Origin of the sequence: Streptomyces beijiangensis, from assembly GCF_017315755.1 — a bacterium.
Lineage (GTDB): Bacteria > Actinomycetota > Actinomycetes > Streptomycetales > Streptomycetaceae > Streptomyces > Streptomyces beijiangensis.
Genome location: NZ_JAFLRJ010000341.1, coordinates 1 through 10,456, shown reverse-complemented (window position 1 = coordinate 10,456; position 10,456 = coordinate 1). Strand labels below are relative to the sequence as shown.

General features: G+C 71.4%; 14 protein-coding genes. 7 read left to right on the top strand and 7 right to left on the bottom strand.

What is annotated here, in order from left to right:
• Positions 1–155 precede the first annotated feature (155 nt).
• Entirely contained in the window at positions 156–914 is a 759-nt protein-coding gene (locus tag J0695_RS29995) for a bestrophin-like domain (RefSeq protein ID WP_206967299.1), read from the top strand.
• A gap of 75 nt (positions 915–989) precedes the next feature.
• Positions 990–1,439: a hypothetical protein gene (locus tag J0695_RS29990; protein WP_206967297.1), complete on the top strand. Its 450-nt coding sequence runs from the start codon at positions 990–992 to the stop codon at positions 1,437–1,439.
• Positions 1,440–1,554: 115 nt separating this feature from the next.
• On the opposite strand, the gene hemC is transcribed toward J0695_RS29990, so the two are convergent.
• The gene (hemC, locus tag J0695_RS29985; RefSeq protein ID WP_206967295.1) at positions 1,555–2,487 is read right to left on the bottom strand and encodes a hydroxymethylbilane synthase; all 933 of its coding nucleotides are present in this window, start codon (positions 2,485–2,487) and stop codon (positions 1,555–1,557) included.
• A 112-nt stretch (positions 2,488–2,599) separates the two neighbouring features.
• Here hemC and J0695_RS29980 point away from each other — a divergent pair, with 112 nt between their 5' ends.
• Together J0695_RS29980 and J0695_RS29975 are read left to right on the top strand one after the other, a co-directional pair.
• Positions 2,600–2,773, top strand: coding sequence for a DUF8839 family protein (locus J0695_RS29980; protein ID WP_206967293.1), 174 nt, complete (start codon positions 2,600–2,602; stop codon positions 2,771–2,773).
• Between the two features lie 46 nt (positions 2,774–2,819).
• Complete coding sequence (locus tag J0695_RS29975; protein ID WP_206967291.1) at positions 2,820–3,287, top strand: universal stress protein; 468 nt, start codon at positions 2,820–2,822, stop codon at positions 3,285–3,287.
• Positions 3,288–3,290: 3 nt separating this feature from the next.
• On the opposite strand, the gene J0695_RS29970 is transcribed toward J0695_RS29975, so the two are convergent.
• Complete coding sequence (locus tag J0695_RS29970) at positions 3,291–4,502, bottom strand: CapA family protein (RefSeq protein WP_206967289.1); 1,212 nt, start codon at positions 4,500–4,502, stop codon at positions 3,291–3,293.
• Positions 4,503–4,654: 152 nt separating this feature from the next.
• Between J0695_RS29970 and J0695_RS29965 the strand changes: the two genes are divergently transcribed.
• Positions 4,655–5,248 (top strand): sigma-70 family RNA polymerase sigma factor, encoded by a 594-nt coding sequence (locus J0695_RS29965; RefSeq protein WP_206967287.1) that lies wholly within the window; start codon positions 4,655–4,657, stop codon positions 5,246–5,248.
• Here the strand turns inward: J0695_RS29965 and J0695_RS29960 are convergent.
• Positions 5,170–5,379, bottom strand: a complete 210-nt coding sequence (locus J0695_RS29960; RefSeq protein WP_206967285.1) for a zf-HC2 domain-containing protein — start codon at positions 5,377–5,379, stop codon at positions 5,170–5,172. The genes J0695_RS29965 and J0695_RS29960 overlap by 79 nt on opposite strands.
• A gap of 113 nt (positions 5,380–5,492) precedes the next feature.
• On the opposite strand from J0695_RS29960, the gene J0695_RS29955 reads away from it, so the two are divergent.
• Positions 5,493–5,990, top strand: a complete 498-nt coding sequence (locus tag J0695_RS29955; RefSeq protein ID WP_206967283.1) for a hypothetical protein — start codon at positions 5,493–5,495, stop codon at positions 5,988–5,990.
• Between the two features lie 12 nt (positions 5,991–6,002).
• On the opposite strand, the gene J0695_RS29950 is transcribed toward J0695_RS29955, so the two are convergent.
• From J0695_RS29950 to J0695_RS29935, 4 genes are all read right to left on the bottom strand, one after another.
• Entirely contained in the window at positions 6,003–7,190 is a 1,188-nt protein-coding gene (locus tag J0695_RS29950) for a sensor histidine kinase (protein WP_206967281.1), read from the bottom strand.
• Positions 7,187–8,668, bottom strand: coding sequence for a sodium/solute symporter (locus J0695_RS29945; RefSeq protein ID WP_206967279.1), 1,482 nt, complete (start codon positions 8,666–8,668; stop codon positions 7,187–7,189). The genes J0695_RS29950 and J0695_RS29945 overlap by 4 nt, the downstream gene beginning before the upstream one ends.
• A complete protein-coding gene (locus J0695_RS29940) occupies positions 8,665–9,027 on the bottom strand; it encodes a DUF485 domain-containing protein (RefSeq protein WP_206967277.1) in 363 nt (120 codons plus the stop codon). Before J0695_RS29940 ends, J0695_RS29945 begins: the two co-directional genes overlap by 4 nt.
• Positions 9,028–9,105: 78 nt before the next feature.
• On the bottom strand, positions 9,106–9,852 hold the full coding sequence (locus tag J0695_RS29935) for a LytR/AlgR family response regulator transcription factor (RefSeq protein WP_206967275.1): 747 nt from the start codon (positions 9,850–9,852) through the stop codon (positions 9,106–9,108).
• 82 nt (positions 9,853–9,934) lie between these two features.
• Here J0695_RS29935 and J0695_RS29930 point away from each other — a divergent pair.
• Positions 9,935–10,456 (top strand): hypothetical protein (locus J0695_RS29930; protein WP_206967273.1); only part of this gene is annotated, 522 nt, incomplete at its 3' end.

The following is a 10,456-nucleotide window of genomic DNA, read 5'->3' as shown; positions in this document are numbered from 1 at the left end:
CCCGGATCGCGCTCCCCGCGTACCACAGTCCGCCCCGCAAGAAGGCCTCGACCAGCCCTTCCCTGGTCTCCCTGACCCTTCTCATCACGGCTCCCGCGGTCTTCGCGGTCGCCGTGCTGCGCCCCCGTTCCTCCCGTTGACCGACGGAGACACCCATGTCGGAATGGCTCGTTCTCTCCATCGCGATGGCCGCCGCCTGCGCCGTCGTCCTGACGATCACCCTCATCAACAACCGGCGCATCGGTGATGACGACGACCCCACCGAGACCCCCGACGTCATCGAGTACATGACGATGATGATCGGCGTGGTCTACGCGATCGTCCTGGGTCTGGCCATCGCCGGCGTCTGGGAGGCGCGCAGCGCGGCCCAGGAATCCGTACGCCAGGAGGCCCAGGCCCTCCATGAGGTCGACGTCCGTTCGGAGGTCTACCCCGCCGAGGTCCGCGGACGTATCCGCACCGACGTCAACGCCTATGTCACCTATGTGATCGACACCGAGTGGAAGCACATGGCCGACCACGGCGACCTCACCGACAAGGGAACCCAGCTCCTCACCCAGGTGCGCCGCGACGTCACCGACTACCAGCCGAAGACCGACCACGAGGGGCAGGCGTACCAGCCGCTGGTCGACCAGGTCGCGGCGGCCGACGACGCAAGAGGGGCCCGCGGCCAGAGCGCAGGCGCCACCATGCCAGGGGTCGTCTGGTTCGGTCTGATCACCGGGGCCCTGGTCACGGTCGGCCTGATCTTCACCCTGCAGATCCGCCGCTCCCCCAGCGAACTCCTCCTGGCGGGCCTCTTCTCCGCCCTGATCGCCTTCCTGCTCTTTCTCATCTGGGACTTCGACTCACCGTTCGGCCGCGGCATCGCAGCCACCGCGGCGCCGTTCCTCGACCTGTTCCCGGGCGTGTAGATGAAGAGCGGTGCGAGACACGCGCGTCGCCTACGGTGCGGGGAGAAGGAACCGACCCGGACCACGGAGGCGCTCATGGCGACCGATTCGCTGCCGTACGTCGACGAGCACACCATCGTCATCGCGGCAGGGGCCGATCACGTCTGGCGCGGTCTGGGCGAGACCCTGGACGGGACCTTCTCGGGTCCGGGGGCGTCCCGTTACACCAGGCTTATCGGTGCCACCGACACCACGAGGTCCGGCCCGCGTCCGATCGCCGAGGGCTCGACGTTTCCCGGATTCCGGGTGGTTTCCGCGGTGCCGGGCCACGAGCTGGCCCTGGAGGGCCGCCACCGCTTCTCGACGTACGCCCTGATCTTCCGCTTCGAACCCGCCGGTCCGGGAGCCACCCTGCTGCGCGCCGAGACCCGGGCAGTGTTCCCCGGCCCGGCCGGAGCCGTCTACCGGGGACTGGTCATCGGAACGCGCGGTCACGTATGGGGAATGCGCCGCATGCTCGCGGGGGTCAGGCGCCGGTCCGTGTGAGGAGTGCCCTGCCCCGGTCCGAGGACCGGGGCAGGGCGGCAGCAGTCTCAGCAATCCCCATTGCTCGTTGGACTGTTGGGAACAGCCTAGAACCGGCCACTGACAACGAGGGTCTTCAGTGCGCGATGCCGTCGATCAGGTCGCGCGCTCCCTGGCGGAGGAGTGCCACCGCCACCGAGGTGCCCAGGGTCGCCGGGTCCAGGGGGCCCGCCCATTCATGGGCGTTCAGGACTGTTTTGCCGTCCGGGGTGAACACCTTCGCACGGAGGGAGAGTTCACCGCCGCGCTCGGTGTGTGCGTAGCCCGCGATGGGGCTGTTGCAGTGGCCTTGGAGTACGTGGAGGAACATCCGTTCGGCGGTGGCCTCCTTCCACGCCGTGGGGTCGCCCAGGCCGCTGACCGCGTCGATCGTTGCCGTGTCGTCCTCGCGGCACTGGAGCGCGAGGACGCCCGCACCGATCGGCGGGCACATCGTCTCCACCGACAGGGTCTCGGTGATCACGTCCGTACGGGCGATCCTTTCGAGGCCCGACACCGCGAGCAGCAGTGCGTCCGCCTCGCCCGCCACCAGTTTCTCCAGGCGGCGGTTGGCGTTGCCGCGCATCGGCACGCACTCCAGGTGCGGGTGGGAAGCGGCCAGTTGGGCGATGCGGCGGACCGACGACGTGCCGATACGGGTGCCCGCCGGGAGCTCGTCGAGAGTGCGGCCGCCGGGGTGGATCAGGGCGTCGCGGATGTCGTCGCGCTTGAGGAAGGCCGCGAAGACCGTGCCCGCAGGGAGCGGACGGTCGGCCGGGACGTCCTTGACGCAGTGCACCGCGAGGTCGGCCTCGCCGGCGAGCAGCGCGGCATCGACCTCCTTGGTGAAGGCGCCCTTGCCGCCCAGTTTCGCCAGGTCACCCATCCAGCGGTCGCCTGACGTGGTGACGGGCACCACCTCGGTGCGCAGACCCGGATGGAGTACGGCCAATTCGGCCCGCACCCGCTCCACTTGGGCGAGGGCCATGGGAGAGGAGCGGGAGACGATACGGAGCACGGCTTCGGACATGCGACCACGATAGGGGGTCGCCGGAATGCGGATGACCTCATGTGCTTGAACCATCACGAACGGGGCAAGCGCCTGATACTGACATGTACGCCCTGGTGGAGGTGTTGTCGTCATGACGTCGCGGCGAGTGCTGGAGAAGTTCCCTGCCGGAGGACCCCACGGAAGCTGGCCCGCGGAGGAGTTCGCGGAGGAGCAGCGCCGCGCCGGGGTCAAGGCGACCGTGGTGATGGACTTGGCCTCGGACGCCTTCCTGGTGGTCACTCCCCAGCGCGACGGACGCGAATAGAACACCTGATGGGGACGGATTCGCGATCAGCCGATAGCCTCCTGCCGTGACAGATCAGCAGCATGAGCGGCAGCAGTTCGAGCGCGGCACGGACGGCCCGAAAGTGATCGTCGTCGGCCTGGACGGATCCGAGTCCTCGATGCGCGCCGCCGCGTACGCCAGTGGGCTCGCCCGGCGGCAGAACGCACTGCTCGCCATCGTCTACGTACAGCCGGTGCTCTCCGCCGGAGCCGCGATGGGCGCGCCCGTGTCGGACACCACCGCACAGATCGCCGAGGGGCTCGTGGCGGAGATCCGCGACGCCGTCGAGCGCATGAAGGGGATCTTCAACGTGCGCTGGGAGTTCCACACCTTCCGCGGGGATCCGTACAACGGTCTGGTCACCGCCGCCGACGAGCTCAAGGCGGACGCCGTCGTCGTCGGGGCGTCGGAGTCCGCCGGGCACCGCATCGTCGGGTCCGTGGCCGTGCGCCTGGTCAAGGCCGGGCGCTGGCCCGTCACCGTCGTGCCGTAACCCTCACTCCCCCGCCATGGTCAGACCGTCGGCCGCCGCACCCCTGCTCAGCACCGCCTTGCGGACCGCCTGCTGCGCGGCGCGGTAGTCGGCCCGGCCCGGGTGGCGCCGCAGAGCCTCGGGGAGACTCACCACCCGCTCCACGGTGAGGTCCATCCACTGCGGGACGAACTCGGCCTTCGTCACCGTCCAGCGCCTGCCGGGCCGTGCGGGCGGGGCGAAGGTGAAGCGGCCGATGGAGCTCTCGTTGCCGCGGTCGTCCTGGGCGCCGCTGGGGTTGAACATCTCGCCCGCGATCTGGTCGCCCATCCCGTAGATGATCCAGGTGCCGTTGACCTTCTCGTACGCCTGCGGGATGTGTGCGTGCGTGCCGAGGATCAGATCGATGTCGGGGCGGCCCGCGGTCTTCGACGCGGTGAGCGCCCGGCCCAGGGTCAGCTGCTGGTCGTTCGGTGCGTCCTGCCACTCCGTGCCCCAGTGGATGCTGACGACGACCACGTCCGCGCCCGCCCTGCGCGCCGCTCTGGCGTCCGCGACGATCCGTTGCTCGTCGATGAGGTGGACCGCCCAGGGCTGCCCATCGGGCTGTGGGAAGCCGTTCGTGTCGTAGGTGTACGCGAGCTGGGCGACCTTGGCGCTTCCCGCCTTCAGCCAGGCCGGGCGCGCCGATTCGGCCGCCGTACGGCCCGAGCCGGTGTGGGCGACGCCTGCCGCGTCCAGCGCGCCCAGGGTTCTGCGGATGCCCGCGGCGCCGTCGTCGAGGGTGTGGTTCGACGCGGCCGAGCAGGAGTCGTAGCCGGTGGCCGCGAGCGCCGCGGCGACCTGCGGCGGGGACTTGAAGGTGGGCCAGCCGGTGTACGGGCCGCCGTTCGCGCCGTACACCGTCTCCATGTGACAGATCGCCAGATCGGCCCGGGAGACGAGGGGTTTCACGGCGGCGAGCATGGGGCGGAAGTCGTAGCCCCGCCCGCCCGCGTCCTTGTGCGCGCGTTCGATGATCGAGGTGTGCGGGAGTACGTCGCCCGTCGCGACCAGCGTGAACCCGCGCTGTACCGCGGGCCCGCCGGCCGTCCCCGGTGATGCGGGTCGTTCGGAGTCCTGGTGCGCGTGGTGCGCAGCCGGACGGGCCGTGTCATGCCGGGCGGTGCAGGCCGTGGCCGCTGCGAGCAGTACGGCGGCCGCGGCGGCCAGCCGCTGTGGCGTGCGCTTCGTCATATCCGCATTGGGCCGGTGGCGGGGCTCCCGGTCAAGCATCACGGCCGACGGTGCGACCGTTCGGCGTGCCGCTCGCCGCACCGTTCAACCGCTTGTCGCACAGCGTTGCGCGAGTGCTGTCCCCGGCCGCGCGCCTGCGCTGCCATACGCGCGTGACCATCACATCGATACCCCGCTCAACCGACGAACGCGCCCTCGTCGAACTGCACCGCGCGCACGGGCCCGCGCTCCTGCACTTCCTGCTGGGTCTGACGTACGGGGACCGGCAGCGGGCCGAGGACCTCCTGCAGGAGACGCTGGTACGCGCGTGGCAGCACCCGGAGGCCTTCGACGGACCCCATGAGTCCATGCGCCCCTGGCTGTTCACCGTCGCGCGCAGGCTGGCGATCGACGCCCGGCGCTCCCGGCTCGCCCGGCCCACCGAGGTGCACGACGCCGTTCTGGAGACCACCGCGGCCGGCGGCGACCTCACCGAGCGATCGGCGGCGGCGCTGGACGTGCGGGACGCGGTGCGGGCACTGAGCCCCGAGCACCGGGCTGTGCTGGTGCAGATCTACTTCCGGGGGCTGAGCGTCAACGAGGCGGCCGAAGTGCTCGGCATCCCCGCGGGGACCGTCAAGTCCCGTTCGTACTACGCTCTGCGGGTGCTGGGACGCCGGCTGCCCGGTTACGGATCCTCGTCCCCGAGCAGTTCCTCCTCGCTGGAGAGGGCGAGCAGCGACGGCGTCTCCGCGACCTCCAGGTAGGCGGCGCCGCACGCGTCGCAGTGCTGCAGATGGGCCGCCACCCGGCTGTCCTCGTCGGGCGCCAGTGCGCTCAGGACGTACGCGCCGAGGAGCGCACGTACATGCGGGCCCGGCTTGGGGGCGTCGGTCATGGGCGGCCTCGGCTTCGATGACTAATCCTGTCCTTATGGCCACGTGGCCGCTCCGGTCCCGGTTCAATGCTCCACGGAGTTGCCTGGTCGAGAGATGAAAGAGGCGAGACGGGATGCGTCCCGAGAGTACGAACGGGACCAGTGGTGAAGAGCTGCTGGTGCCGATGGCATGGATGTACGCCGAGTACATCGCTGACGAATTGCTGCGCACCGGCGATCTGATGCCGCCCACGACGCTGGAGTTCCGGGCGGGGCGGGACGCCCTTGCGCTGACCATCTTCCTGTCGGACGGCGCGGTGGGCGGCGTCCGTGTGGTGACCCGTCTCGACGAGTGGCTGGCGCTCACCGCGTACAACACCCGGTGGCGGGAGTGGGTCTGCCGGCGGCTCGAGCAGATCCGGATGCGGGAAGAACGCGAGGAAGGGGGCGGCCCCGATCTGCCGCTGGCGCGGGCGGCGTGGCGGTGGCTCCAGGAGACCGAGCTGCTCGCGGCCGATCTCGACGCCGTGGTGCCGGGGGTCCTGCCCGAGGAGGAGGACGGTCCGCAGGTGTGGACCCCGGCCTGGCAGCTGGGGCTACCGCTGGGCCATCTGGCGATCCACCTGTTCTGAGCAGGCGGCAGGTTACGAACCGTGCACACCCGCACGGTACTTCGGTATGCGCACCGTGACTTTCATGCCCGCACCAGCGCCCGTGTCGATGACCAGGCCGTAGGCGTCGCCGTAGACCTGTCGCAGTCGCTCGTCCACGTTGAGCAGCCCGATGCCGGAGGAGTCGCCGCCCTCCCCGCGCAGGATGCTGCGCAGCCGCTCCGGATCCATGCCCGTGCCGTCGTCCTCGATGACCACTTCGGCCTCGGCGCCCGCGTCGAGCGCGCTGATGGTGATCCGGCTCCGGGTGACCGCGCCCTCCAGGCCGTGCTTGACGGCGTTCTCCACGAGGGGCTGCAGGCAGAGGAAGGGCAGGGCCACGGGCAGGACTTCCGGCGCGACCTGGAGGGTCACCGTGAGACGCGCCCCGAAGCGGGCCCGTACGAGCGCCAGGTACTGGTCGATGGAGTGGAGTTCGTCGGCGAGGGTGGTGAAGTCCCCGCGCCTGCGGAAGGAGTAGCGGGTGAAGTCGGCGAATTCCAGGAGGAGTTCACGGGCGCGCTCGGGGTCGGTCCGTACGAACGAGGCGATGGCGGCGAGCGAGTTGAAGATGAAGTGCGGGGAGATCTGGGCACGCAGGGCCTTGATCTCCGCCTCGATCAACTGGGTGCGGGAGCGGTCGAGTTCGGCGAGCTCCAGCTGCACGGAGACCCAGCGGGCCACCTCCCCCGCAGCCCGGGCGAGCACCGCGGACTCGCGCGGCGCGTAGGCGACCAGCGATCCCAGCACACGGTGGTCGACGGTCAGCGGCACGGCCACCGCCCAGCGCAGCGGGCAGTCGAGGTCGTCGCAGGCAGTGGGGAAGGCCTTGTCCCTGCCGGTGTCGAGGAGGCCGGCGACCTGGTCCATCAGCTGCCCGGAGTGGTGGTCCCCCGTACCGTCCCAGGCGAGGACCTTCTCGCCGTCGGTCAGACACAGCGCGTCCGTGCCGAGCAGCGTGCGCAGCCGGCGGGCTGCCTTGCGCGCGCTCTCCTCGGTGAGTCCCGCCCGGAGCGGCGGTGCGGCGAGCGACGCGGTGTGGAGCGTCTCGAAGGTGGCGCGCTCGACGGGGGTTCCGACGTCGCTCGTACGGGTGGGACGCGTACGGCGGCCGAGGACGAAGCCTCCCGCGAGCAGCAGCGGCCCCAGGACGATCAGCGCGGCGGCCGCCTCCCCGCTCATCTCAGCGCCTCCGGGAGGTGGAAGCGGGTCATGGCCGCGTGGGTGCCCGGCGGGATCCTGGCGGGGGTGGCGAGGGACACCAGGACCATCGCGAGGAAACCGACGGGGACGGACCAGACGGCGGGCCAGGCGAGCAGGGTGTGCGGCCAGCCCGGCGGGACGGCGCCGCTCATGGTGACCGAGACGGCGATCAGCGCGGAGCCGCCGCCGAGCAGCAGTCCGGCGACCGCTCCCGGCGGGGTGAGCCGCCGCCACCAGATGCCGAGCACCAGGAGCGGGCAGAAGGACGACGCGGAGACGGCGAAGGCCATGCCGACGGCGTCGGCGACCGGGACGCCGGTGGTCAGCAGGGCGCCCGCGAGCGGGATCGCCATGGCCAGGAGGGTGGCGAGGCGGAAGTGGCGTACACCGCGCGACTCCTGGGTGAGGACCCCCGCGACGGCCATGGTGAGCCCGGAGGCGGTGGAGAGGAAGGCGGCGAAGGCCCCGCCCGCGACGAGCGCGCCCAGCAGGTCTCCGCCGACACCGCCGATCATCCGGTCGGGGAGCAGCAGCACGGTGGCGTCCGCGTCCCCGGTGAGCGAGAGCTCGGAGGCGTACAGGCGTCCCAGCGCGCCGTAGACGGGCGGCAGCAGATAGAAGCCCCCGATCAGTGCGAGGACGACGACGGTGGTGCGGCGGGCGGAGCGCCCGTCGGGGCTGGTGTAGAAGCGGACGACGACGTGGGGCAGGCCCATGGTGCCGAGGAAGGTCGCCACGATCAGTCCGTATGTGGCGTAGAGCGGATGGTCGGCCCTGCCCAGGCTGTTGGCGATGGAGAGCGCGGGGACCCCTGCGGGAAAACCTGCCGGGACGCTGGGACGGCCGTCGTCCTGCCAGGCCAGCACCAGGAAGAGCGCGGGGACCAGGAGCGCGGTGAGCTTGAGCCAGTACTGGAAGGCCTGGACGAAGGTGATGGACCGCATGCCGCCCGCGGCGACCGCCAGGACGACGACGGTGGCGACGACGGCGGGGCCCAGCCAGTCGGGGGCGCCGGTGAGGATGGCCAGGGTGAGTCCGGCGCCCTGGAGCTGGGGCACCAGATAGAGCCAGCCCGCGCCGATGACGAAGACGCTCACCAGTCTCCGTACGGCCTGGGACTCCAGGCGGCCCTCGGCGAAGTCGGGGAGCGTGTACGCGCCGGAGCGGCGCAGCGGGGCGGCGACGAAGAGCAGCAGGACCAGGTATCCGGCGGTGTAGCCGACCGGGTACCAGAGCATGTCGGGGCCGTGGACGAGGACGAGGCCCGCGATGCCGAGGAAGGAGGCGGCGGAGAGGTACTCGCCGCTGATCGCGGCGGCGTTGAGGCGGGGGCCCACCGTGCGCGAGGCGACGTAGAAGTCCGAGGTGGTACGGGATATGCGCAGGCCGAAGCCGCCGATGAGGACGGTGGCGAGGACGACGACGGTCACCGCCACCACCGCATAGGTCTGGCTCACGGGGCGGGGCGGCCTTCCACGAGACGGGCGAAGTCGCGCTCGTTGCGCTCGGCCCTGCGGACGTACCACCAGGCGATGAGGGTGAGCAGCGGGTACGCACCGAAGCCGAGGACCAGCCAGACCGCGGTGGCGCTGCGCAGTGCGGCGAAGGCGAGCGGGAGGGTGCCCGCGAGGAGTGCGAGGAACGCGAAGGCGGTCAGTCCTGCGCGCAGTTGGCTGCGGATGAGCGAGCGCACATAGGCCCCGCCGAGCGCGGTCTGCTCGTCGATCTCCGACTGCGCGCGGTAGCGGGGCAGCGGTCGCACGCGCCGGGGCTCGCCCGTCACGCGCTCACGTCGGGGTGCGGGCTCTACGGACATGGCGCGGAGTGTACGCAGCGGTGCGGTCCTGCGGGAAGGGCCTGGTCAGCGACCGGCCGGCCGCGCTCCGAGCGCGGCCTAGCGCAGGAGGAGATCGCGCAGGGAGCGGGCATGCCGTCGGCTGACGGCGAGTTCGGCCCCGCCGATGCGCACGCTCATACTGCCCGCGTCGAGACGGAGTTCGTCGATCCGGGAGAGGGCGACGAGGTGGCTGCGGTGGATCCGTACGAAACCGCGGGAGCGCCAGCGCTCCTCCAGCGTGGTGAGCGGGATGCGCACGAGATGGCTGCCTTCGGCGGTGTGCAGACGGGCGTAGTCGCCCTGGGCCTCGGCGTAGGCGATGTCGGCGACCGCGAGGAAGCGGATGATGCCGCCGAGTTCGACGGGTATCTGGTCGGCCGCGGTGTCCAGGACTGGTGCCGGGGCCTGGCCGCCGGCGACGAGTTCGGCGACACGGCGCACGGCCTCGGCGAGCCTCTCGCGGCGGACCGGTTTGAGTACGTAGTCGACGGCCTTGAGGTCGAAGGCCTGGACGGCGAAGCCCTCATGGGCGGTGACGAAGACGATGAGCGGAGGCCTGGCGAAGCCCGCGAGGAGCCGGGCGATGTCGAGTCCGGTGAGTCCGGCCATGTGGATGTCGAGGAAGGCGACGTCGACGGCGGCGTCGTCGTCGGGTCCCGCTCCGAGGGCGTCCCCGATCCGGCGCAGCGCCTCGGTGGCGCTGGTCGCGCCCTCGGCGCTGCGTATCCGGGGGTCGGAGCGGAGCAGGTAGAGGAGCTCTTCGAGGGCCGGCTCCTCGTCGTCGACGGCCAGTACGCGCAGCATGAGGCCGGAGTGTAGGCGGTGTGGGGCGTGAGTGATTCGGCGTTGCGGTGCGTATCTGGGGGTGAGCTGAAAGGACGACGGCATGAGGTCGCTGGAACTCCATCACGACGTCGGCGCCTATGCGCTCGGTGTACTGGGTGAGGCCGATGCCTTCCGCTTCGAGGACCATCTCGTGGACTGCCCGTACTGCGCCGCGCTGCTGGGCGAGTTCGGGCGGGTCGAGGAGCATCTCGCCGCCTATGCGCGGAGCACGCCCGCCGCGAGGGAGCCGGTGGTCCCGGACGGCGGGCGACTGCTGCACCGGCTGCTCGGCCGGCTGGAGGCGGGCCACCGGACCGGCCGCAGACGACGTCTCGCGCTGGTGGCCGCGGCCGCCGTTCTGGCCGCGGGCGGTTCCTTCGCCGTCGTACGGTCGGATGCGGGCGGCGCCCCCGGCACGGAGCGGTGGGCCGGCACCGACCCGACGACCGGGGTGTCGGCGGTCGTGGCGGCGGAGCCGGCGGCCTGGGGCACGGAGGTGGGTCTTGACGTCCGTGACGCGGCCAGGGGCGACACCTGCGTCCTGGTGGCCGTGGGGCGCGCCGGCGAGGAGGAGACCGTGGCC

What these genes read in the sequence shown, in the direction of transcription:
- J0695_RS29995 (WP_206967299.1), top strand. Translation starts at nt 156, where the DNA reads ATGTCGGAATGGCTCGTTCTCTCCATCGCGATGGCCGCCGCCTGCGCC.
- J0695_RS29990 (WP_206967297.1), top strand. Translation starts at nt 990, where the DNA reads ATGGCGACCGATTCGCTGCCGTACGTCGACGAGCACACCATCGTCATC.
- hemC (WP_206967295.1), bottom strand. Translation starts at nt 2,487, where the DNA reads ATGTCCGAAGCCGTGCTCCGTATCGTCTCCCGCTCCTCTCCCATGGCC.
- J0695_RS29980 (WP_206967293.1), top strand. Translation starts at nt 2,600, where the DNA reads ATGACGTCGCGGCGAGTGCTGGAGAAGTTCCCTGCCGGAGGACCCCAC.
- J0695_RS29970 (WP_206967289.1), bottom strand. Translation starts at nt 4,502, where the DNA reads ATGACGAAGCGCACGCCACAGCGGCTGGCCGCCGCGGCCGCCGTACTG.
- J0695_RS29960 (WP_206967285.1), bottom strand. Translation starts at nt 5,379, where the DNA reads ATGACCGACGCCCCCAAGCCGGGCCCGCATGTACGTGCGCTCCTCGGC.
- J0695_RS29955 (WP_206967283.1), top strand. Translation starts at nt 5,493, where the DNA reads ATGCGTCCCGAGAGTACGAACGGGACCAGTGGTGAAGAGCTGCTGGTG.
- J0695_RS29950 (WP_206967281.1), bottom strand. Translation starts at nt 7,190, where the DNA reads ATGAGCGGGGAGGCGGCCGCCGCGCTGATCGTCCTGGGGCCGCTGCTG.
- J0695_RS29940 (WP_206967277.1), bottom strand. Translation starts at nt 9,027, where the DNA reads ATGTCCGTAGAGCCCGCACCCCGACGTGAGCGCGTGACGGGCGAGCCC.
- J0695_RS29935 (WP_206967275.1), bottom strand. Translation starts at nt 9,852, where the DNA reads ATGCTGCGCGTACTGGCCGTCGACGACGAGGAGCCGGCCCTCGAAGAG.